At 40.5% G+C, this 22420-nt stretch carries 20 protein-coding genes, 1 pseudogene and 1 riboswitch; of the genes and pseudogenes, 14 read left to right on the top strand and 7 right to left on the bottom strand.

The genetic code is table 11. The features are described from left to right. Positions 1–54: 54 nt before the first annotated feature. From CU633_RS10135 to CU633_RS10120, 4 genes are all read right to left on the bottom strand, one after another. Positions 55–1422 carry a hemolysin family protein gene (locus CU633_RS10135; RefSeq protein WP_101660036.1) on the bottom strand — a complete coding sequence of 456 codons (1368 nt, stop codon included), beginning with the start codon at positions 1420–1422 and terminating at the stop codon, positions 55–57. Between the two features lie 61 nt (positions 1423–1483). After that, positions 1484–1894 carry a MerR family transcriptional regulator gene (locus tag CU633_RS10130; RefSeq protein WP_101660035.1) on the bottom strand — a complete coding sequence of 137 codons (411 nt, stop codon included), beginning with the start codon at positions 1892–1894 and terminating at the stop codon, positions 1484–1486. 344 nt (positions 1895–2238) lie between these two features. Beyond that, positions 2239–2787 carry a GNAT family N-acetyltransferase gene (locus CU633_RS10125; protein ID WP_101660033.1) on the bottom strand — a complete coding sequence of 183 codons (549 nt, stop codon included), beginning with the start codon at positions 2785–2787 and terminating at the stop codon, positions 2239–2241. Between the two features lie 181 nt (positions 2788–2968). Next, the gene (locus CU633_RS10120; RefSeq protein ID WP_101660031.1) at positions 2969–4087 is read right to left on the bottom strand and encodes a histidine kinase N-terminal domain-containing protein; all 1119 of its coding nucleotides are present in this window, start codon (positions 4085–4087) and stop codon (positions 2969–2971) included. A gap of 218 nt (positions 4088–4305) precedes the next feature. After that, a riboswitch (TPP riboswitch) is annotated at positions 4306–4411 on the top strand. Between the two features lie 110 nt (positions 4412–4521). On the opposite strand from CU633_RS10120, the gene thiT reads away from it, so the two are divergent. The 4 genes from thiT (at position 4522) to CU633_RS10100 (ending at position 8328) form a co-directional block, all read left to right on the top strand. Then, entirely contained in the window at positions 4522–5097 is a 576-nt protein-coding gene (gene thiT, locus CU633_RS10115; protein ID WP_101660029.1) for an energy-coupled thiamine transporter ThiT, read from the top strand. Positions 5098–5246: 149 nt separating this feature from the next. Further along, positions 5247–5708, top strand: a complete 462-nt coding sequence (locus CU633_RS10110) for a helix-turn-helix transcriptional regulator (RefSeq protein WP_101660027.1) — start codon at positions 5247–5249, stop codon at positions 5706–5708. Positions 5709–5734: 26 nt separating this feature from the next. Next, positions 5735–6103, top strand: a complete 369-nt coding sequence (locus tag CU633_RS10105) for a hypothetical protein (protein ID WP_101660025.1) — start codon at positions 5735–5737, stop codon at positions 6101–6103. 170 nt (positions 6104–6273) lie between these two features. Then, complete coding sequence (locus tag CU633_RS10100) at positions 6274–8328, top strand: transglycosylase domain-containing protein (RefSeq protein ID WP_101660023.1); 2055 nt, start codon at positions 6274–6276, stop codon at positions 8326–8328. A 176-nt stretch (positions 8329–8504) separates the two neighbouring features. Here CU633_RS10100 and CU633_RS10095 read toward each other — a convergent pair whose 3' ends face one another. Then, positions 8505–8828 carry an HPr family phosphocarrier protein gene (locus CU633_RS10095; RefSeq protein ID WP_101660021.1) on the bottom strand — a complete coding sequence of 108 codons (324 nt, stop codon included), beginning with the start codon at positions 8826–8828 and terminating at the stop codon, positions 8505–8507. Between the two features lie 264 nt (positions 8829–9092). On the opposite strand from CU633_RS10095, the gene iadA reads away from it, so the two are divergent. The 7 genes and pseudogenes from iadA (at position 9093) to CU633_RS10065 (ending at position 17406) form a co-directional block, all read left to right on the top strand. Further along, complete coding sequence (iadA, locus tag CU633_RS10090; protein ID WP_101660009.1) at positions 9093–10277, top strand: beta-aspartyl-peptidase; 1185 nt, start codon at positions 9093–9095, stop codon at positions 10275–10277. 221 nt (positions 10278–10498) lie between these two features. Next, positions 10499–10603 (top strand): transposase, encoded by a 105-nt coding sequence (locus CU633_RS23625; RefSeq protein ID WP_374703361.1) that lies wholly within the window; start codon positions 10499–10501, stop codon positions 10601–10603. Between the two features lie 62 nt (positions 10604–10665). After that, positions 10666–10920 (top strand): annotated as a pseudogene (gene tnpA, locus CU633_RS23620) (IS200/IS605 family transposase). Beyond that, on the top strand, positions 10917–12005 hold the full coding sequence (locus tag CU633_RS10080) for an RNA-guided endonuclease InsQ/TnpB family protein (protein WP_101660007.1): 1089 nt from the start codon (positions 10917–10919) through the stop codon (positions 12003–12005). Before tnpA ends, CU633_RS10080 begins: the two are co-directional and overlap by 4 nt. 137 nt (positions 12006–12142) lie before the next feature. Continuing rightward, positions 12143–13180: an HD-GYP domain-containing protein gene (locus CU633_RS10075; protein ID WP_101660061.1), complete on the top strand. Its 1038-nt coding sequence runs from the start codon at positions 12143–12145 to the stop codon at positions 13178–13180. A 456-nt stretch (positions 13181–13636) separates the two neighbouring features. After that, positions 13637–15394: an ABC transporter ATP-binding protein gene (locus tag CU633_RS10070; RefSeq protein WP_101660004.1), complete on the top strand. Its 1758-nt coding sequence runs from the start codon at positions 13637–13639 to the stop codon at positions 15392–15394. Next, positions 15391–17406 carry an ABC transporter ATP-binding protein gene (locus CU633_RS10065; RefSeq protein ID WP_101660002.1) on the top strand — a complete coding sequence of 672 codons (2016 nt, stop codon included), beginning with the start codon at positions 15391–15393 and terminating at the stop codon, positions 17404–17406. The genes CU633_RS10070 and CU633_RS10065 overlap by 4 nt, the downstream gene beginning before the upstream one ends. A 729-nt stretch (positions 17407–18135) precedes the next feature. Here CU633_RS10065 and CU633_RS23615 read toward each other — a convergent pair. Together CU633_RS23615 and CU633_RS10050 are read right to left on the bottom strand one after the other, a co-directional pair. Continuing rightward, complete coding sequence (locus CU633_RS23615; protein WP_101659998.1) at positions 18136–18543, bottom strand: hypothetical protein; 408 nt, start codon at positions 18541–18543, stop codon at positions 18136–18138. Beyond that, on the bottom strand, positions 18540–19025 hold the full coding sequence (locus tag CU633_RS10050) for a helix-turn-helix domain-containing protein (RefSeq protein ID WP_101659997.1): 486 nt from the start codon (positions 19023–19025) through the stop codon (positions 18540–18542). Before CU633_RS10050 ends, CU633_RS23615 begins: the two co-directional genes overlap by 4 nt. A gap of 571 nt (positions 19026–19596) precedes the next feature. On the opposite strand from CU633_RS10050, the gene CU633_RS10045 reads away from it, so the two are divergent. From CU633_RS10045 to CU633_RS10035, 3 genes are read left to right on the top strand one after another with little or no spacing between them, the layout of a single operon-like run. Then, the gene (locus tag CU633_RS10045) at positions 19597–19794 is read left to right on the top strand and encodes an SDR family oxidoreductase (RefSeq protein WP_101659996.1); all 198 of its coding nucleotides are present in this window, start codon (positions 19597–19599) and stop codon (positions 19792–19794) included. 16 nt (positions 19795–19810) lie between these two features. Beyond that, positions 19811–21232: an ATP-grasp domain-containing protein gene (locus tag CU633_RS10040; protein ID WP_101659994.1), complete on the top strand. Its 1422-nt coding sequence runs from the start codon at positions 19811–19813 to the stop codon at positions 21230–21232. Further along, the gene (locus tag CU633_RS10035; protein WP_101659992.1) at positions 21229–22404 is read left to right on the top strand and encodes an MFS transporter; all 1176 of its coding nucleotides are present in this window, start codon (positions 21229–21231) and stop codon (positions 22402–22404) included. Before CU633_RS10040 ends, CU633_RS10035 begins: the two co-directional genes overlap by 4 nt. Positions 22405–22420 lie beyond the last annotated feature (16 nt).

Here is a 22420-nt window from a genome sequence, read left to right as displayed (position 1 = left end):
GAATATAAACTTTTGTATTGAAAAACCCCCGGCAAAATTTTGCCGGGGGCTTCATTAATTTCCATAAACCTTTGATAGTACTTCCTCTGATTGTGGCAGCGGGATCGGCTCGACTGTCTGGTCAGCCTTTTGTACTTTTGTCACTTCGAGATACTTAAGCTGGTGCTCTTCCATTTCAACTATTCTGAAATTATAGGAATGGAGGGAAATGATATCTCCCTCTTTTGCTTCATAATTTTCCGTTAACACCCAGCCGCCAATCGTATCGATATCTTCATCATCGATTTCAAGTCCAAGCAGATCGTTTACTTCGCTGACAAGTACCTTTGCGTCAATAATATAATGATCTTCCTTTACTTTTCGAATCATCGCGATTTCGTCGGTATCGAATTCATCGCGAATTTCCCCAACAATTTCTTCGAGGATATCTTCAACTGTTACAAGCCCGGAAGTTCCCCCGTATTCGTCCATTAAAACCGCCATGTGAATTCGCTCTTTTTGCATTTTAAGGAGCAGATTATGGATCGGGGTCGTGTCAATTACCCTGATGATCGGGCGGACATATTCTTCAAGGGTTTTCGTGATGAGCTGTTCGTTTCCAATCAATTCGGTCATAACTTCTTTTATATTTACGAGTCCAATAATATGATCCTTATCTCCGTCAATAATGGGATAACGGGTAAACTGTTCTTCCTGGACAACCTGAATAAACGTTTCCAGCGTATCTGTTTTTGAAAGTGACACCATTTCGGTTCTCGGTACCATGATTTCTTTGGCAATCCGGTTATCGAACTCAAAAATTTTGTTTACATACTTAAACTCTGACTGGTTAATTTCACCACTTTCATAGCTTTCGGAAAGAATCATGCGAAGTTCTTCTTCTGAATGGGCCAGCTCATGCTCTGAAGCAGGCTTAAGGCCAAGCATTTTTGTAATCATCTGGGCGGAACCATTAAGGACCCAAATAAACGGGTACATGACTTTATAAAAGCCGATCAGGGGCCTTGCCATGGTTAAGGTTACAAATTCTGCTTTTTGTATAGCTACTGTTTTCGGAGCCAGTTCGCCTACAACAACATGGAGGAAAGTAATAAATGCAAAAGCGATACCAAATGAGAGAATCTGTGACAATGAGCCTGGAATCTCAAACCGTTCAAAGAGCGGGTGAAGCATCCTTTCAATCGTCGGTTCGCCGAGCCAGCCCAAACCTAACGCGGTAATCGTAATGCCAAGCTGGCACGCCGATAAATATTCATCAAGATTGGTTGTCACTCTTTTGGCGGCAATCGCATTTTTGCTGCCTTCCTCAATCAACTGGTCAATCCGGGAACTTCTAATTCTAATGATCGCAAATTCCGATGCGACAAAAAATGCCGTTAAAGCAATTAAAATGGCTATTAAAACCAAGTTTAATATGTCCAAATAGTTTCCCTTAGCTCGCCATACACACGAGTAAGGAGTCACCTCCCAATAATCCTAAAGATCAACTCGTTAAAATCAAAAGGGATTGCATCAAAGCCGTACTTTCCGTAGAAAGCTTGTTGGACAGCTTTTTTTTCTGCTGGCCCTCCAGTTTTTCAATAAGAGGCAGGATCGTTGATAATTCATTATGAAGCTGCTTCATCTGGCTTGTTACATCGTCTATATGCTTCTCAACTTCTGATTCACGAATGTCTTTTGATTTTTTGATTTCTAGTTTTCTTTTAATTTCTTCAAGAGGAAGATGCATTTTCTTGCATTCTTCAATAAATTTTAAATCATTTAAAGCTTCCTCTGTATAAATTCTGTAGTTGCAATCGGACCGCTGGGCCTGAAGCAGGCCGAGACCGGTATAGTAATCTATCGTTCTTTTAGAAACGTTTGATCTTCTTGCTAATTCACCAATTCGGTACAATGCCCCATCGAATCACCTCATTCGTTTGTAGTACGTGCCAAAGCTGCAATCCCGCAGGAAATGATGGGGGGCCCTGGAAAGCTGCCTATCCTGCCCGGAATAAATGATTATATTACTGCACAATTAGCACGAGCCTATTGTCGATAACAATTACCAATAATTATAAATAATTATAAAGATTTTCAACCGTACAGTCAAACGTTCCAGTTTTGCTAATTTGTTATATTGATACTTTATGGCCATGAAAGCATAGTTATGAATTGGTTCGGGAATATATTTATCTTGTTAACACCTTGACTATTGTCGACTTTGGTCACCTTTAAACTTCATATGCAAATGCAAAATCATGATCGGTTGCGCCATTCCCTTGCCAACAAGCCATACACAATTAAATCATGGAAAAAACCATTCAATTTTTCACCATCGCGGATCAATCCTTCTTCAGTAAAGCCGAGCCTTACAGGAATAGACCGGCTTGCTAAATTTCCCACCCCGCAGCGAATTTCAATGCGATTCAAACGAAGGTCAAAGAAAGCATAATTAAGTAGAGCCTGAACGGATCTTGTCATAATTCCGCGGCCCTGGGCCTGCTCCGCGAGGTAGTAGCCAATGCTTGTTTGCTCGTTATGCCAGTCAATTTGGTGAAAGCCTATCGATCCAACCAGCATTTTATTGCAGCGTATTCCCAGGTTAAACCCATTGTTATCAGCAAATTGCTTTAACCACATCGGAATAATGGAATGATATTGAAGGGGAGAATTCATACTGTCTACCCAGGGAAGCCACTGCCTGAGATGACGGCGGTTTGAATCAACAAGCTGGTAAAGCTCTACAGCATCCTTCAGCTGGAACAATTGCAGTTCAATGTCTTGATCAACCTTCAAAGAGAACATAAATTTTCCTCCTCGGGCGAATATTGCTTTAATACTATAAGGAGTTTTTTCGTTTGTATACACTTTTTCCCTTACAATATTCCATTACTATTATAAGTCCATTATTCATTAAGCTTTTATGTTTTAAAAAAATTCACTCCCAGATTTAAATGCCTGGAGTGGATTTTGGTTTGCAATGCCCTCAGGTGCGGGGGAGAGTCATGCTGAATACCGTTTTTTCTGCAGAAGATTGGCACGTCAATGCTCCTTTATGCTTCTCAATAATTTCACGGCAAACAAATAATCCGAGCCCTGTTCCAAGCTTCTTTGTCGTGACAAATGGCTCAAAAATCGTATGAAGGAGGTTTTCCGGAATCATCGGACCGTTATTCGCTACATCCAGCTTAATGAATTTTTTATTTGGCAAGCTGCATTTTATTTCGAGGACCGGATCACTCCGGTACTGGCTTAAGACATCAATTGCATTAAAAATAATATTGATCAGAACTTGGCGTATTTCATCGTTATACCCCATTATTTTGATATCTTCTTCCATTTCTTTCACGACTTTAACCTTACCGTCGAGGATGCTTGGGTAAAGAAAAATCAACACTTCATCAACCAGTTCATTCAAGGAAAATATACTTTTCTCTTTGCCGATTAATTCTTTTTTGGACAGAAGCAGAAATTGGGAAATTTTAAAATTGAGCTGCTCCAGCTCGTTTCCGATGATATCGAGATATTTCATGTCAGGATAATCTGCTCTTAAAAGCTGGATAAATCCCTGAACCGATGTGAGGGGATTGCGAAATTCATGGATAAAACTTGAGGTCATTTGTCCCAGCAAAGTGAGCCTGTCTTTGTGAGTGTTATCAATAAAATTTGATTTTTCCTCTATGATTTTGTTTTTGGCATCAGAATAGTACGTAACAGCATAATATAAAAACTTGTCAAAACAGTAATTGATCCTGTCTATCGATTTTTGCAGCTGCGGCCACTCCAAATCCAGCTTGTTTAAATTTTTATATATGATCGATCTCCCGATATTGACATTGTAAACAAACTCACCAATATTTATATTGGCTCTGACCCGTTCCTCACCGATAATATAAGCAAGTTTGTGGATATGGTTTTCAACATCTTCCTCATTTTCAGAAAAAATATTTAGAATAATTTCGTATATCGCTTCGCCATTTTGCTTAATCTTATTTTTAAATGGATCATCTTCCGAAATTAAAAATACCTTTTCCCACTCGTCCAGCAGTACCTGTTTTTCCTTCACAAGGAAGTCGACTAATTTCCTTTTCGTAATCGGTAACATGGTTTATCCCCCAATAATATTCGATTCCTGTATCGCATTTTATCAATGTATTCGCTGACAGTCAGCAAAATCCTTTGTCATTTTTTTGTTAATCATAACAATTTCCTGTGAAAAATTAACTGGAGGAGCCAGCCGATTTTTAAAAATAAAGATAATATCTTCCTTGCCAATCGCGCTGAAACATAGTATATTCGGAGATGAATTAATTTATAGTTGAATAGTTCCACAAGGGGGGCTGCGTGCTGCAGCTGAGAGTGAGCTTCGAGTTCTGACCCTATGAACCTGTTAGTTAATGCTAGCGTAGGGATGTGGTTTGATGGATAGAAAGCAATATTGGGCCATCAGATTCCCGCCCTGGATTGCTTTTTTTTGCATTTTAGCGGTTTGTAGCGGTAAATCTCGGACCCCTTGATATCTTTACAGGGGGAAAGAACATGAAACAAAACAAAACATTATTTTTAGTAGAGGTTTCCATATTCACAGCACTTGCTTATTTGCTGGACCTTGTTTCTGCATTTGTGTTTGCGCGGATCTGGCCGCAGGGCGGATCAGTGTCGATTGCGGCTGTGCCAGTGTTCTTAATGGCCTTTCGCTGGGGGCTTAAGGGCGGACTCCTGACGGGATTTTTACTCGGGCTGCTCCAGTTTATACTTGGCTATGCCCAAATTTACACGCCGGTTCAAGGGATCATTGATTACTTGATTGCGTTCGGGACGCTGGGATTTGCCGGGTTGTTTGCTGCGCAGCTTCAGACCGGACTGAGGCAGAATGATAGAAAGAAATGGATTGCTTATTTAATAGCAGGGACATTTATCGGCAGCGTTCTGCGCTACCTGTGCCATGTGATAGCCGGAATCGTTTTTTTCGGGGAATTTGCACCGAAGGACCAGCCGGTAGCACTGTATTCGCTCGTTTATAATGGAACTTATATGCTGCCAAGCTTTGTTTTAAGTGCGATAATCGTCGCACTCATTATCTCCGCGGCACCGAAAAAAGTGATCAACCTATAAGGTTTGGCAGATTATCATGATGATGGACCAATTCGCTTAGCGTTTTGGTCTGTTTTTTTAATAATATTAGGGATTTTTCAAAAAAAGATTTTAAAATCCAGAAGATTCGTGTAAAATTACACCAAAAGCTATAGAAGGACTGACCTGCAATGACTAGAGAAGAAATTGTGATGAAGGTTTCTGACAAGATGAGATTAATTCGAACTGAAGCGGGGTATACGCAAGATAAAATGGCCGAAGTGATCGGCGTTTCCAAGAAAACCCTCGTCCAGATTGAAAAGGGCAGAGCTTTTGCAGGATGGTCAACCGTTGTGGCCGTTTGTGCTCTTTTTCGTGAAACAGAAACAGTAAAGTTCTTATTTGGAAATGAACCGCTCGAAGTTCTTGAGACCGTTGCCCGTGAAGGCATTGACTTCCGCAAAGAAAAGACACTTGGCGGGAAAATGTGGTGGCGGGAATTGGCGAAAGAAAACGGGTATATTCTCCAGCAAAATATTATTAGCCAGCATTTTCGCATTCTTGATGAAGATCATTACCGAATATACAGCAGCTTCGACGAGGTAGCTGCAAGGGAACGCTTTATGGAACTTCAGAAAGACGATCCCAGCTGAAAATATTTGGATTGGGGGAGGGGAGCATGGCTCCGGAAAGAGCGGTTTTTATTATTTTTCCGTTCATCGTAATCGTGTGGACAATCATTGCAAAAATGGTGTTTTGTAAATCGAAAAAGGTCAATCACTTTGTATTATTTTCTGTTTACATATGTTCTAATGCAGCTTTATACATCCTTGTCGAAGGGGCGTACACAGGAAGGGAACTGCTCGGGGTAAATGATATGCTGGAAATGTTCGCAGACCTTACTTTTCGTGAATGGATATGGATCCTCTGCATACCTAGCATTTTTACATTTATGTATTTAATCATCAGCTTTAAATTGCTGTTATTATTCGATAAGATGCCTGATTTAAAGTCTAAATTAATGCTAAAGCGGCGGAAAACCGCTTGAAAAAGGAGCTGAATCGCAAAGTAATGCGTATTTCAGCTCCTTTTATTATACTTTTTTCATGTGGTCTCGCGGTTAATTGTGGAATTGTTTCCTGATTTTGCGGGTAAAACAAATTAACAAAATTGTTTAAAGTAAAAGAATTGGAGAGAAGAATAAAGGTTGTGAACATAATGGAAAGACGAAGCTCAAAAATTTCACGGTTGCGAAAGCTTTGGAAGCAAAAACATGTGACGCAAATTACCATTCTTGCGATGGCAGTTACTCTTTTGGGAATTTTAATTTTTTTCTATGTGTTTTCAAGCGGGGCCGATATCAGCACTTTAGAAGCCGGTCTGGCACAATCAACGGTCATTTATGACCAAAACGGCGAAGTAGCAAGTAAAATATCGGCTAATAAAAATGAAGGTGTCCCGATTACGAAAATTCCCGATCACTTGAAAAATGCGGTGATTGCGATTGAAGACCAGCGCTTTTACAGTCATAACGGAATTGATCTCATCGGAATTGCGCGAGCGTTTTTCCGCAATATAACAGCAGGCGGAATTGTTGAAGGCGGCAGTACGATCACCCAGCAGCTGACGAAAAACGCGCTGCTCTCACCGGAAAAAACATACAAGAGAAAAATAGAAGAATTATTTTTAGCGAGAAAAATCGAAGAAGAGTATTCCAAAGATGAAATACTGGAAATGTATTTTAATCAAATCTATTTTGGTGAAGGTGCCTGGGGAATCAAGAGTGCTGCCGCCAAATATTTCGGCAAAGAACCGGAGGCATTAACCGCAAGTGAGTCGGCAATGCTCGCGGGTATTATTAAAGCGCCGTCTGCCTGGAATCCTTATCAGGATTTTGAAAAAGCGGTTGAAAGGCGGAACACGGTTCTTGCGCTAATGAAGGAAAACAAGTTTATTACGAACGAACAATATGAAACGGCGCTCAGTGAAGAGGTTGAGCTCAATGATAAAGGCGGAGACCCTTTTCATGGCCAATTCCCGTACTATGTGGACCATGTTTTTGCTGAGGCAATTGAAGAATACGGCTTAACCCAGGATGAATTATTAACCGGGGGCTACGAAATCTATACCGAGCTTGATCCCGGCATGCAAACAGCGATGGAAACAGCGTATCAAAATGACAGTTTATTTCCTGAAGGAAAAGAAGACCAGATCGTCCAAAGCGGCGCGGTATTGCTCGATCCGGCAACGGGTGGAATCCGTGCACTTGTCGGCGGCAGGGGAGACCACGTTTTTCGTGCCTATAACCGGGCAACCGAATTAAAGGCCCAGCCTGGTTCAACGATGAAACCACTGTCCGTCTATGTTCCCGCGCTTGAGAATGGCTGGAGTCCTGAAGATATGCTGAAGGATGAAAAAATGAAGTTTGGCAATTACGAACCGCGCAATTATTCGGATCATTATCGCGGCGAAGTGCCGATGTATGAAGCAGTGCAGGAGTCCTTAAATGTCCCGGCTGTCTGGCTTTTAAACGAACTGGGAATTGACTCTGGGTTCGATGCGGCAGAACGTTTCGGAATTCCTCTTAAGAAGGAGGACAGAAATCTTGGATTGGCACTTGGCGGACTTCAGGAAGGTGTTTCACCTTTGATGATGGCTGAGGCATATTCCGTGTTTGCCAATAACGGTGAAAAGGCAGAGGCCCATGCGATTACAAAAATTGTTGATGCGGAGGGCAACACAATCGGCGAATGGAAGGAAACGAGCACAAAGGTCACAACAAAAGCAGTTTCCGATAAAATGACGACGATGCTGTTGGGAGTAGTTGAAGACGGAACAGGGACAGGCGCGCAAATCGACGGCCGCGACCTGGCCGGAAAAACCGGTTCGACCGAAGTTCCGATTGAAGGAATTAACGGTGTAAAGGACCAGTGGTTTGTCGGTTACACACCGCAGCTTGCAGGCGCGGTTTGGGTTGGATACGATCATACCGACGAAAGCCACTATTTAACAACAACGAGCAGCGAAGGCGCAGCGCTCATTTTCAGAAACATCATTGAGAATGCGTTACAAGGTACAGAACCTGCATTCTTCAATGTCCCGCGTATTTCGGACTATGAAGAAAAAAGCAGGCGGCAAAAGTTCGAAAAAGAGCTGGAAGAGTTCGAAGAAGCCATTAAAAAGGAAAAAGGAAAATGGAAGGATAAACTTAAGAAAGAGGCAGAGAAATGGGAGAGAAAGTGGAAAAACCAGGGCGATGAAGATGATGATTGATCCAGCAAGAGGGCATGGAGTACTGCCTATTGGCAACTAAAAGCAAGATATGAAAATCCCGGGCATTATGTCCCGGGATTTTTTTTAGAACAGCCAGCTGGCCAGGGCGCCGATTACAACGATAGCGCCAATGATCATTAATATGGTCCGAATCATGGTTATGCCGCTTCCTCTCCTTATAATTGAAATGAATCAGAATTAGCGGCTAAGCGCTTCTCTGTTATGCGAACTACTGAAATATCCTGATTGAATAATTTCTGTAATAATGCGATTTGCTTGTCAACCTCTGTTCCTTCAACAATGATCTTTAGTGTCGTTTGTGGTTTGACGGTTAAAAAGAAGGATACGAGTTTGGATAAATTTGCGGCATCGACTGCTTTATGCTTACTATATAAATAGGTTGTTCCGTTAAATTGTCGGGATGCCTGGTAAATTTCAAGCATTTTTCTGATTGTTACTTTATTTTGAACAAGTACGTTTGAAGACATGATCTCTTTCATTATCCTATCTCCTTTTTCTATGTTGATTTAATGAGTATTTACCCGCGTCTGCAAAGGTTAAACATGGACGGGACTTGAAGACTGGCCCATATTCCGGAAATGGTTGCAAGGCCGCAAGAACGACAGGCACCCGGCTATGAATAGAAAAGGAGCATTTTGTTCAGATTAGAAGAGGTTGTCTGACAAACCAGTGCACTTTTTTCGATGTACATAATTTGGAAATGCGGTATACGACGCACACCTGCAAATGAAAGGAGATTTTCCGTGTTAACGCTGATTAAAAATGGGGAAGTTTATACCCCTGATTATTTAGGGAAGAAAGATATTTTGCTTGCGGATAAAAAGATTGGCTTTATTCAAGATACGATCGAAGTTCCGGAAAATTTTGTCGAAATAAAGGTCATAGACGCAGAAGGAAAGATCGTTGTTCCTGGTTTTATTGACTCACATGTTCACATTATTGGCGGAGGCGGGGAAGGAAGCTATAAAACGAGAACACCGGAAATTCAACTGACCGATGCGACTCTTGCCGGTGTCACTACATTGATCGGGGTCATCGGCACTGATGGAACGACGAGAACGATGGCAAGTTTAATTGCGAAAGCGCGCGGACTTGAAGAAGAAGGAATCACCTGCTATGTACAGACGGGTTCATACCAGGTGCCTGTGAAAACACTAACAGGGAAAATCGAAGATGATATTATTCTTGTTGATAAAATAATTGGTGCCGGTGAAATAGCGATTGCCGATCACAGGTCTTCCCAGCCGACGGTGGAAGAAATGGCGAAAATCGCTTCAGCTGCCCGGATTGGCGGGCTTTTATCGGGAAAAGCCGGCATTGTCAATGTTCATGTCGGTGACAGCTTTGATCATTTGAACGTCATTGAAGAAGTTGTTGAAAAAACAGAAATTCCGATCCGGCAGTTTTACCCAACCCATATAAACCGAAACCCGCATCTTTTTACAGAAGGGATCAAGTACGCCAAAAAAGGTGGCTATGTTGATTTTACAACAAGCTCGATTCCGAAATTTCTTGAAGAAGGCGAAGTGAAATGCAGCAAAGGCCTGAAAAGAATGCTTGATGCCGGTGTCGATATTTCGCAAATTACCTTTACTTCAGACGGACAGGCAAGCCTTCCTGAGTTTAACGCAAACGGTGAATTTGCACGCCTGAAAATCGGCAAGGTTTCAACCTTATTTAAGGAAGTGCGGGATGCAGTTCTCGACGAAGGTATTTCATTGGATCAAGCCATTCGTGTCATCACCGAAAACCCGTCCAATATTTTAAAATTGAAAGAAAAAGGGACGATTCAAGAAGGCAAGGATGCCGATTTGGTGCTATTAACCAAGGAAGATTACCGGATCGATACAGTAATCGCGCTCGGAAAGGTCATGGTTGAAACAGGCGAGCCGATTGTGAAAGGAACATTTGAAGAGGAGCTGCAATAAATAGGTGTTATATAAGGCAAGGGGGTTCCTTGTCTTTTTTTAGGACCGAGACCGGGAATCCTCCTCCATTTTAACGGGGAGATGAAAGACCGCTTCACCCGCTGAATTCCCCTGGAAGGAAATTCAGCGGGTGAAAATGTTTGTTTATTTTTCTATCATGTGTTGATAGAAAAAACTCATTATATATAGGTGTTTTTTGAAATATATGCTAAATTATATGTATGAATAAATCTAACTTAAAACACGCTCGTACTTGTGTCTACAATGTCAATTATCACATTGTTTGGTCGGTTAAATACCGCAAAAAATTACTTACATCTGAATAGAAGGCTTTCTAAAAGAACTCTTCCGGGAAATAGCGAAAGAAAAGGATTTTGAATTGGTCATGATGGAAGTGGGCGAGCAGGATCATGTTCACATATTCGCATCCTCCCATCCAAAGATTGCCCCCTCCTACATCGTAAAGATGCTGAGAAGGGATTTCGGTACGTAAGCTTTTTATCAAATTTCCGGAACTCAAAAAGGTACTTTGGGACGCCATCTTTGGAATAGTAGTTTTTACATCGAAACAGTTGGATCCATTTCCGAAGAGACCATAAAAAAATATATTGAAAACCAAACGAAAGGAGGAAATTCCCCATGATACGTACTTTTAAATTCCGGATCGAACCGACAGAAAAGCAACGGCAAAAAATTGGTGAAACACTGATGTACTGCCGAAGGCTTTACAATGCCTGTTTGGAGGAGCGGATTGCGGCGTACAAAAAATATGGTGTCTCGCTTACCTTTTATTCACAAAAGAAAGAACTGCCTGAACTGAAACAAGAGTGCCCCGAATACAAATCGGTTCATTCGCAGGTATTACAAAATGTAGTGGAGCGTCTGGATAACGCGTATCAGTCTTTTTTTCAACGCCTCGAAAAAGGGGAGAATGCAGGATTTCCCCGCTTTAAAGGGGCGAATCGCTATCGGAGTTTCACCTATCCGCAAAGCGGGTTTTCACTGGAAGGAAAATATATCAACCTATCCAAAATTGGGAAGGTGCGGATCAAGTTGCATCGACAGGTAAAAGGAAACATCAAAACCTGCACCGTGATAGAAAAGAACGGCAAATATTTTGTTTCTCTTTCATGTGAAATGAATAAGCAAGCAAACCTTTCAACCAATAAGAAAGTCGGTGTCGATCTGGGTGTCAGACATTTGGCGGTCACCTCAGATGGTCAATTCTTTGACTCCCCCAAATACCTCCTGAAATCAGAACGGCAGCTGAAACGGTTACAACGTATGGTATTCAAACGAAAGAAAGGGTCACAGCGCCGGAAAAAGGCCGTCGCCTTACTGGCAAAGAAACACGAGTATATTGCCAATCAGCGAAGAAACAATGCCCACCAGGTAAGCAGAATCCTGGTGAATCAATATGACTTGATTGCGTTTGAGAATTTGAACATTACAAACATGGTAAAAAATCATCGTCTGGCCAAAAGGATTTCGGATGCTGGATGGAATCAGCTGATAACATTCACCACTTACAAGGCTGAAAGCGCCGGTAAGTGTGTGGTATTGGTTGATCCACGAAACACCAGTCAACAATGCTCCAACTGTAATGAAATGGTGAAGAAAACACTTGCAGACCGGGTTCATCATTGTCCTTCATGTGGCTTGGAATGCGACAGGGATGTAAACGCCAGTATCAATATCCTTCATCGTGCGATAGAAGCAGTATCGTAACGTACAACATAGGGCTAGGAACTAGCCTTCGTGGAGAGAACGGCAATAGCCGGCTCAATGAAGCGAGAAGCTCTCCAAATTATTGGAGAGAGGTTCACTTCACTTAAATTAACAACATGTGGAATCGAGGAAATGCGATGAAATACATGCCCATTGATCAAGTCGTCCAGGGTGAATATTTGGCAAAACCTATCTTTGCAAGTGACGGCAGGGCCCTGCTTGAAGAAAATGTCCTGTTAACATTTGGCCTATTATCAAGACTAAGGCAAATGGGGATTACTGCGTTGTATATCAAGGACAGCAGTAATCCGGAAATAATGATAGATGAAGAGGATGTGATTAGTCAGGAAACAAAACGGGAAGCAGCCTCCTTACTGTCAACTCTATATCAATATGTCCAGTCCGGTGAGAAGGATTTTAAGTTAAAAGCTGTGAGCAAGGTAGCAAGCTCGATTATTGATGAGATTACCTTAAGAAAAGAGGTACTGGCCCATTTAAATGATATTCGCACGAAAGATAATGCGCTTTTTTTGCATTCGTTTAATGTGTGTGTGTTATCTGTTTTAGTAGGATTAAAGATGGGGCTGGACCGGTCAAAGCTGCGGGACCTTTCAGTAGGCGCGCTCCTGCACGATATCGGAAAGACCACTCCGGATCAGCCAGGTTACAGCAGTAAGGAAAATGACCATACGTGGAAAGGCTTTAACCTGCTGCGAAAAAACCCGGAAGTGAGCAAGCTGTCAGCCGTTGTAGCGCTGCAGCACCACGAACATCCTGATGGATCAGGATATCCGCGCAGCCTCACAGAAGGGGATATTCATCTATTTTCAAAGATTGTAGCTGTGACAAATGACTATGACAATATGATTTATGGCGCAACAGGCGATAAGCCGCTTTTTCCTTATGAAGCATGTGAGAAAATAATGGCCTTAACAAATTTGCATTATGACCATGAAACCGTCTGGAATTTTTTACGGTCTGTCGCTTTTTATCCGAACGGAAGCCATGTAAAGCTGACCACAGGTGAAACTGGTGTGGTAGTTTCGCAAAACCGCGGATTGCCGCAGCGCCCGATCGTTAAAGTGTTTAAATCGTCATTTCATATTGACGACAGTGAAGTGAAAGAAGTCAATCTTGCCAAAGAAACGACTGTTTTTATCGACAAAATGATCTGATCAATCCCGAAAAAATCAGATAAATAGCGATTGACTTTCCTTGAATCCAGTGATAACCTAACAAAGGAAGAAAAAATTTACAACAAAAAGGAGGGTTACCGATGATCTTAATTCAATTAGTGAATGAAACAATTTCATACAAACAGATCGTAACCTGCCCTTTTTATCGTTTTGCCTGAAATTTACTTAAGTGGAATATGGCACAGGTTACGTTATACGTGACGTGTGCCTTTTTGTCTGCCTTTATTTCTTTTACCAGACATATCGCATGCTGCGGTATGTCTTTTTTTGTCCACAAATCCCCTTGAAAACCGGGTAAATCCCGTTTTCTATAAAAACAATTCAGGAGGAGGAATAAAAATGTTAAGAATTCAAACAGAAAGGATTGGCATTTCCGCTGGGGAGCTCGAAGGCGGTTAGTCGTGACAACTTTGCTAAAGGAGAGGAAAAACACAGATGTTTTCGGTATTCAAGAAGTTAAGCTGGTTTTTTAAAGAAAATTGGAAAAGGTACACGGTTGCGATCGTGCTGCTTATTCTTGTCGGAATTCTTGATGTGATGCCGCCAAAATTAGTCGGGATGGCCATCGATGAAATTCACATCGGCTCAATGACCATTGAAAAGGTTTTTCAATATCTGGGTTATTTAGCCGTGATTACGGTTGTTTCCTATGGAATCACTTATATATGGATGTACCAATTATTTGGCGGCGCCTTTTTGGTGGAACGGAAGCTTCGCTCGCAATTTATGGGCCATTTACTAAAAATGACGCCGACATTTTTTGAAAAGAACCGGACCGGAGATTTGATGGCCCGGGCCACCAACGATTTAAAGGCAATCTCGGTGACGGCAGGTTTCGGGATATTAACGCTTGTTGATTCGACTATTTTTATGCTGACGATTCTTTTTACGATGGGATTTTTAATCAGCTGGAAGCTGACACTGGCTGCGATCCTCCCGCTTCCGATCATGGCCTTGTTAATGAACATTTACGGGAAGCGAATTCATTCACGGTTCATGAGCGCCCAGGATGCGTTCGGCGAATTGAATGACCGGGTGCTTGAATCGGTTTCGGGTGTCCGGGTCATTCGGGCATACGTGCAGGAAAAAGCGGATCAAGAGAAGTTCCACCGGTTAACTGAGGATGTATACAATAAAAATATTGAAGTAGCGAAAATTGACTCTCTCTTTGATCCAACCATCAAAGTGATTGTCGGGCTAAGCTATTTAATCGGACTCGGTTATGGCGCACATATGGTTTTTCAACAGACCATCACCCTTGGAGATCTTGTCGCTTTTAATGTGTATCTTGGGATGCTGATTTGGCCGATGTTTGCGATTGGCGAATTAATCAATGTGATGCAGAGGGGAAATGCTTCCCTTGACAGGGTTCAGGAAACACTCGCATACGAAGAGGATGTCAAGGATCCGCTGCAGCCGGTCAGCGTCGACCAACCAGAAACCATCACTTTTGACAAGCTTTCTTTCCGCTATCCATCGTCAAATGGTGATAACCTGCGAAACATTAATGTAAAGCTGGAAAAAGGGGGAACACTCGGAGTCGTCGGCAAAACCGGCAGCGGGAAAACGACCTTTATCAAGCAGCTGTTAAGGGAGTATCCGGCCGGAACGGGAGAATTGGCTGTATCCGAAGTGCCTATCCATGAACAGGCCCTTGAAAGAACGCGAGGCTGGATTGGCTATGTGCCGCAGGACCATGTTCTTTTTTCAAGAACGGTGAAGGAAAATATTCTGTTTGGTTCGGCGGATGCCGGCGAAGCTGATTTGCAAAAGGCGATTGACCTTGCTGCATTCCGCAAAGATCTTGAGATGCTTCCAGACGGGCTTGAGACTCTTGTCGGCGAAAAAGGTGTGGCCCTGTCAGGCGGCCAGAAACAGCGGATTTCGATTGCCCGGGCCTTGATCAAGGATCCGGAAATCCTCATCCTTGACGACTCATTATCAGCGGTCGACTCGAAAACAGAAAAGAAGATTATTGATAACATTCGCAGCGAACGGAGCGGAAAAACAACAATCATTACTACGCACCGAATGTCTGCTGTCCAGCACGCTGAGCATATTATCGTTTTTGATAACGGTAAAGTGATTGAAGAAGGAACGCATGAAGAATTAATGAGCAGCAACGGCTGGTATAAAGAGCAGTACATCAGGCAGCAGGCAGAAGCTGCTGCAGAAGAGGAGGTGCTGTCATGAGAACAGGGAAACGATTGTTTCAATATGCGTTAAGCTATAAAAGTATGATCATCGCCGCACTGGCGATGCTGACCATTGCGGTAACAGCTGATCTGGCCGGGCCGTTTATTGCCAAACGGGTGATTGACCAGCATATTATGGGCATTGAATCTGTCTGGTACCAAACAGAAGAAAGTGAAGACGCGGTTTCCTATAAAGGGAACTTCTATAAACGTGATTATTACCTTGCTGAAGACGAAGTTAAACTGGCCGAAGTCCGGATTCTTCAGGCCGGAAGGGACTTTGTGTTTGTCGAGGAGCCGGTCGAACTGGATGGAAAAAGAAGCTTCAGTGACGGCAAGTTAACGATTAAGCAAGGCAAGCAGGAAGAGAGTTTTAATGCGGAGCTTTTAAAAGGTAACGAACTGATTAAGTTTTATGGTCCGGAAATTCCGAAGATCATCGGACTGCTTGGCGTTTATTTTGGGCTGATTGTCATCGCTGCCTTTTTCCAGTATGGACAGCGCTATTATCTGCAAAAGTCGGCAAACCGGATTATCCAAAAGATGCGCGAGGATGTGTTCGGGCAAATTCAGCGTCTGCCGATTCGTTATTTTGATAATCTTCCTGCCGGAAAGGTCGTCGCCCGGATCACCAATGATACCGAAGCGATCAGGGAATTATACGTGACGGTGCTGTCAACCTTCTTCACGAGTGCTATTTATATAGCCGGTATTTACGTGGCGTTATTTATTTTAAATGTGAAGCTGGCGGCGATCTGTTTGCTGCTCCTGCCGATTTTATATGTATGGATGAAGGTGTACCGAAAATTCGCCTCTAAATATAATCATGTCATCCGCGCAAGAGTGAGCGATATTAATGGGATGATCAACGAGTCGATCCAGGGAATGAACATCATCCAGGCCTTCAGCAGGGAGAAGGAAACGCAGAAGGAGTTTGAAGCTCTTAACAATGAGCATTTTGTATTTCAAAATAAACTGTTGAGCCTCAATTCGCTTACCTCCCATAACCTGGTCGGGGTACTCCGGAATATCGTATTTGTTGCTTTTATCTGGTATTTTGGGGCTGAATCGCTAACGCCTTCCGCGGTCATTTCGCTCGGGATGCTCTATGCGTTTGTCGATTATATCAACCGTCTTTTCCACCCGGTCCAGGGAATCGTCAATCAGCTGGCAAATCTCGAACAGGCTCTTGTTGCCGGTGAACGGGTATTCAAGCTGATGGATGAAGAAGGAATTGACGTAAGCGAGGAAAAAGTTCCGCGCTACAAAGGGAATGTTGTCTTTGAAAATGTGTCGTTTGGATACAAGGAAGGCGAATATGTCCTGAAAAACATTGACTTCGAAGCCAAGCACGGGGAAACCGTTGCACTCGTCGGCCATACCGGGTCTGGAAAGAGTTCAATTATGAATTTGCTGTTCCGTTTTTATGATAGCCAGAAAGGCCGGATTGTTATTGACGGAAAGGATATAACAGAAATGCCCCGGCAAACTTTGCGTCGCCATATGGGGATTGTGTTGCAGGACCCGTTCTTGTTCACCGGGACGATTGCTTCCAATGTAAGCCTTGATGATCCTTCGATCAGCCGGGCCAAGGTTGAAAAAGCGCTGTCTGATGTCGGGGCGGACCGGATTTTTAGCAACCTCGAAAATGGCTATGATGAGCCGGTGATTGAAAAAGGCAGTACGCTTTCAAGCGGACAAAGGCAGTTAATTTCATTTGCGCGCGCTCTTGCTTTTGATCCGGCCATTTTGATTTTGGATGAAGCCACTTCGAGTATTGATACAGAAACGGAAGCTGTCATCCAGGAGGCAATGGAAGTATTGAAAAAAGGCCGGACGACCTTTATCATAGCCCACCGGCTCTCAACGATTCGAAATGCCGACCAGATTCTGGTTTTAGACCGCGGCTCCATCGTTGAAAAAGGCAACCATGAAGAGCTGATGGAATTGAAGGGTAAATATTATCAAATGTATCAGCTGCAGCAGGGAAGCAACACGCTTGCAGGCTGAGATTAGGAGAGGTACCTGTTGGTTGCCTCTCTTTTTCTTTTTTTGAAGCGATTCGTTCATAAAACTGTCACGCACCTGTCACCAATTGGTGATAAATATCACAATTGCTGGCCGAGTTTTCATGATATGTTAAAAATAATCAGCGACTTCAATAAAAGGAGGATTTTTTATATGGAGTTATTTTCAGTGACGCTTACAATTGCAAGTATCATGGTGCTTGGCTATTTTATCGGCTATTCAATTATTAAGGCCTCTTAAACTGTCCGAAATTACGGGCAGTTTTTTTAGGTTATGGGCAGCTGCAAATAAGCGTCGTATACCCACTTTTCTTATCATTTCAGACATGCCATTTGCTATGAAACGACTGATAAGGGATAGAACTACACTCACTACTTGACAACATGATCTGCTTTAAATAGAACATTCTGTTTGATAAGGGGGCTGTCCCAAAAGTGGTATTTCAGCCGAAGTCTTAAAAAAGTAAAACCCAAGAATGCTGTTAAATCAACATTCTTGGGTTTTTAATTTGAGTGCATTTTACTCTAAAATGGACTTTTTAGACCGCCCCTATTTTGTTATTAGAAAAACGGAAAAATGGTAGTAATCAGAGGCCTTTAGGGAAAATTTCTAAGAATAACAAGAAAACAAATTTTCAAAGGAGACAGGCTTGATTTAAGCACATTAGCCTTCCTTATGACATAACTGTGGTTCATTTTCGTAATACTACAGTTAGTTCATAAGATATTTCCCTTTTTGAGTCTTCACCATTGTTATGTAATTTTCTCTTTTAAGTAATTGAAAAATATTATAAGAATGCTTATAGCTTCTTATTATAACATCCACTGGTTTATTTAATACTTCAAGACATTGTCCTTGTTGAAAAAACAGTTGCCCCAAGACAGACATATCCTCCATTCTCAATGACAGAGAAATTCCTTCTTTGGCATGAAGCAAAGAGCATTCGAATTCCTTAATTAGGAAATAAAGTTTAGATACATTATAGTGGATCTTTAAAAGAAACTTTGGCTCTTCAAATAAAAATTTCTTATGAGAGAGTATTTTACTATACTCCGCCAAGCTTTCGCTGTATCTATTATTTTCCGCGTAAATGATTGCAATACTATTTATTATTTTCAATCTTGAAATTTATGACCGGTTAGTAAATGAGAGTCGTCAAGTAAATTGTTCAATTCTTCTATACATTTTTTCCACTTGATTATTCCCAGGTAATAGCTAGAAACAGAGTGGCACCATTTAATGAATTGAGTGAATGTGAAGTTCATATTTCTGTGCTTAAGTTGTTGCAATTCAAACTTACATAATTCATAAATCTCTTGATAATCCTTATTCTTCAGAAGTTCATCAATGTGTTCCTTTGTATCTTCTATATATGTTGAAGAATCATTTAAGAGTATTTTTAAGAAATAATCCATTGATACACGTAAGCGTATGGAAAGCAGGTAGAGAATATCTATACTGGGATATACTTTTCCGCTTTCAATTCCACTTATTGCAGGCTGGGTACAGATCCCAGAAGCTAATTCCTTTTGTGACATTTTATGAATTTTTCTTAAACGTTTTATTTCTGCTCCTAATTGATTTGCGTTCATATCAAACATAGACCTTATCCCCTTATTTAATAAAAATAAATGTGAGATCAATACTTTCGTTGATATAATTGTCAACGGAAGTTCAGTTATTTTTAGCAAAATAGTAATATCTACCTAATTTTATAACATTTTACTTTTATTTTATTGACATGTTGGTGAAAGTTTTCTATTATTTTTGTAAATATAAGGGATCTCTATAAAAATTTTCATACAGCTATATGGGAGATTGTGTATTAATAATTTTGTGAAAAATAAATGAAAATGTGGTGATTAAATTGTTAGTTTTAACTGATTCAGTTAATGAGAACGCAAATACTGATCTTAACATTGTGAACCTCGGTACTTTAGGACCTACAGGGACAAGTAGTGAATATGCTACTAATTTATTCGCAAGAAATTATTTATCTACCCAGGGCTTAGCAGCAAATTATTCTTATTTAACACATTTGAGGAAAGTATATACAGTCTTTTACAGGGTTCATTAAATTATGTTATCGTTCCACATGCTTACGAGGGGATTAAGGATTTTTACATAAGGCCAGACATTGATTTAATTCAATTATTTAGGTGTGATACGCCTATGTATGGAATAGCTTTTACAATAAATAATGTTGGTACATTTGAGGAGATTAGAAAACAGAAAGCGCAACTAAGTCCAGCCGGTCGTTTAGGTACGGTAGAGGATGTAGCAAATACAATGGTCTTCCTCGCTTCAGATATGTCAAGTTATATTACAGGTGCTGCTATATGTGTTGATGGTGGATACACAGCAAAATAGAAGAGGAGTGTATATTATGGAAAGAAAGAATGTACTAGTAATTGCTGACCTTGGAGGTTGTCCTCCACATATGTTTTATAAAAGTGTGGCAGAAAAATATAATATAGTTAGTTATATTCCAAGACCTTTTGCTATCACAAAAAGTCATGCTAACTTTATTGAAACTTATTCGATAGCAGTAGTAAAGGATTCAGACTATTTTAAAGATATATCTGATTTTGAGCATCCTGATTCAGTTTATTGGGCTCAAAAGGAGTATGATAAACCGGAAGAATTAGTAGTGGAAGACATTGTTAAGGTAGCAAAAATGTTTAATGTTAAGGCAATAACTACAAATAACGAGTTGTTTATAGCGCCTATGGCTAAAGCCTGTGAAAAGCTTGGGTTAAGAGGGGCAGGTGTAGAAGCAGCTCAAAAAGCTAGGGATAAAAACTTAATGAGAGAGTCTTTTAATTCTTCCGGAGTAAAATCCGTAAAAAGTAAAAGGGTGACAACACTAGAAGATTTTCGTAACGCATTAGAACATGTTGGTGTTCCCTTAGTTTTAAAACCAACATATTTAGCTAGTTCCATTGGTGTGACATTCATTCACGAAAAAGAAACTGCTGAAGATCTTTTTTTTAAAGCAAAAGCATATTTAGAAAGTATAGATGTTCCAAAAGCTGTTACATTTAAGGCACCATTTATAGTTGAGGAGTTTTTAGAAGGAGAATATGAAGATTGGTACACAGAAAAGGGTTACTCAGACTATGTTAGCGTTGAAGGTATGATGGTTAATGGAAAATACTATCCGCTAGTAATTCATGATAAAACTCCTCAAATAGGTTTTACTGAAACTGCTCATATAACATCTACAGTATTAGATGATGATGCGAAAAAAAGAATTATCACTGCAGTTGCTAAGGCTAATGAGGGGCTTGGATTACAGTATTGTTCAACTCATACAGAAGTGAAATTAATGAAAAACAGGGAAGTAGGTATCATTGAGACAGCCGCAAGATTTGCAGGTTGGAATATGATTCCAAATATTAAGAAGGCATATAACGTTGATGCTGCTCAAATCTTAGTAGATATTTTATGTAATGGCTATTCATCAGATTTACCAGGTGAATTATTAGATAATCCATTAGAGTATATTGCGGACTTCCATCTATATCCTTATAACTTTAAACAAAATGGACAATTACCCATTGACTTAGAAACTGTGATTTTTGAAGATATAAAATTGCCAGAAAATGCTTTGGTTGGTGATACAAAGATTACAGCGTTTAATACAATAGCTAAAGGTTCTGAAGTAGATTTAACACTATTTGAGGCATTTAATGGTCTTGCTTATATGGAATTAAAAGGTAATAACTCTCACAATATAGTAAAATCAATTCAAAATATACAAAAAAATGCTGAATTGATTAAAAAAGGAGTTTCCTTAACAACATGAGTAATCTTAGTAAAAACTCCAAATTATTATTATATGGGCAAGCATTATCTTTCATGGGAGACTATTGTGTTTTGCCCGCTCTTCTAATCTTATCGACTTATTATCATGATTATTGGGTAACTTCCGGGGTAATCATAGTGAGAAGTATCCCTATGATATTACAACCCTTTTTAGGTGTATTAATTGATAGATTTAGTAGAGTGAAAATAATGTTGTGGACAGACATTATAAGAGGATTTATATTCCTGGGCGTTACATTATTACCTAAAGGAGAATACCCTTTATTATTTTTATTACTGTTACTACTTTCATATGGAAGTGGAGTATTTTTTAATCCAGCTCGGTTAGCAGTAATGTCTTCATTAGGAGATGATATAAAAAAAATAAATACACTATTTGCTAAGGCTACTACATTATGTATTATTTTAGGTGCACTTGTCGGTGCAGGTTTCTTAGCTCTAGGATCGGTAGAGTTAGCAGTAGCTTTTAACGCATTAACCTATTTTATTTCAGCTATCTTTGTTGGCAAAATGAATATTGAGTCTGAAGTAACCTTAAAGCAAAATTATAAAATTATCGGGGTTTCATTTAAGTTGGGAATTAAAGAGATAAGAAATAACCCATTTGTATTAAATGCTGTTTATACAATGATGACAATGGCCTTGTTATGGGGAGTAGTATACAGTTACTTTCCAATAGTAAGTAAATATATGGGCAAAGGTGAAATTGGCAACTTTGTACTTACTATATGTATAGGGTTGGGAGGTTTTATCGGTGCTCAATTAGTCAACAAATGGGGGTTTAATAGTAACAGAGGATTGACTTATTTTGTTGTCCTTAGTCTCACTTCTCTATCTATATTCATGTTTTCACGTAGCTTCACAATCGCTTTTTTGGCAGTTATTGGATTTTTTATAGCTATGGAATACGGTGAGGTTCTTGCTAAGGTAAAAGTGCAGGAGAATTCAGTCAATCAAATCCAAGGAAGGATTTTTGCTGTTTCAGAAGCGCTTATTGGTCTTTTTATATCTATTGGGTCTACACTGATAAACTTTGCTAATACCCAAACCATTATAGGGTTAATTTCACTTATTATGGTATGTCTGTTTATACATACCAAATTGGTAAACAAACTATACCTTGAAAGATCTACAAATAATATGGGTGTGTAAAGAGTATAGGAGAGAT

The sequence above is a fragment of the Bacillus sp. V3-13 genome (assembly GCF_002860165.1).
Taxonomy (GTDB): domain Bacteria; phylum Bacillota; class Bacilli; order Bacillales; family Cytobacillaceae; genus Bacillus_BJ.
This window is presented reverse-complemented; position numbering and strand designations above follow the sequence as displayed.

Coding starts and splice junctions, on each gene's coding strand:
- CU633_RS10125 (WP_101660033.1), bottom strand. CDS start 2,787: ATGTTCTCTTTGAAGGTTGATCAAGACATTGAACTGCAATTGTTCCAG.
- CU633_RS10120 (WP_101660031.1), bottom strand. CDS start 4,087: ATGTTACCGATTACGAAAAGGAAATTAGTCGACTTCCTTGTGAAGGAA.
- thiT (WP_101660029.1), top strand. CDS start 4,522: ATGAAACAAAACAAAACATTATTTTTAGTAGAGGTTTCCATATTCACA.
- CU633_RS10110 (WP_101660027.1), top strand. CDS start 5,247: ATGACTAGAGAAGAAATTGTGATGAAGGTTTCTGACAAGATGAGATTA.
- CU633_RS10105 (WP_101660025.1), top strand. CDS start 5,735: ATGGCTCCGGAAAGAGCGGTTTTTATTATTTTTCCGTTCATCGTAATC.
- CU633_RS10100 (WP_101660023.1), top strand. CDS start 6,274: ATGGAAAGACGAAGCTCAAAAATTTCACGGTTGCGAAAGCTTTGGAAG.
- CU633_RS10095 (WP_101660021.1), bottom strand. CDS start 8,828: ATGAAAGAGATCATGTCTTCAAACGTACTTGTTCAAAATAAAGTAACA.
- CU633_RS23625 (WP_374703361.1), top strand. CDS start 10,499: ATGAATAAATCTAACTTAAAACACGCTCGTACTTGTGTCTACAATGTC.
- CU633_RS10080 (WP_101660007.1), top strand. CDS start 10,917: ATGATACGTACTTTTAAATTCCGGATCGAACCGACAGAAAAGCAACGG.
- CU633_RS10075 (WP_101660061.1), top strand. CDS start 12,143: ATGAAATACATGCCCATTGATCAAGTCGTCCAGGGTGAATATTTGGCA.
- CU633_RS10070 (WP_101660004.1), top strand. CDS start 13,637: ATGTTTTCGGTATTCAAGAAGTTAAGCTGGTTTTTTAAAGAAAATTGG.
- CU633_RS10065 (WP_101660002.1), top strand. CDS start 15,391: ATGAGAACAGGGAAACGATTGTTTCAATATGCGTTAAGCTATAAAAGT.
- CU633_RS10050 (WP_101659997.1), bottom strand. CDS start 19,025: ATGTTTGATATGAACGCAAATCAATTAGGAGCAGAAATAAAACGTTTA.
- CU633_RS10045 (WP_101659996.1), top strand. CDS start 19,597: ATGTATGGAATAGCTTTTACAATAAATAATGTTGGTACATTTGAGGAG.
- CU633_RS10040 (WP_101659994.1), top strand. CDS start 19,811: ATGGAAAGAAAGAATGTACTAGTAATTGCTGACCTTGGAGGTTGTCCT.
- CU633_RS10035 (WP_101659992.1), top strand. CDS start 21,229: ATGAGTAATCTTAGTAAAAACTCCAAATTATTATTATATGGGCAAGCA.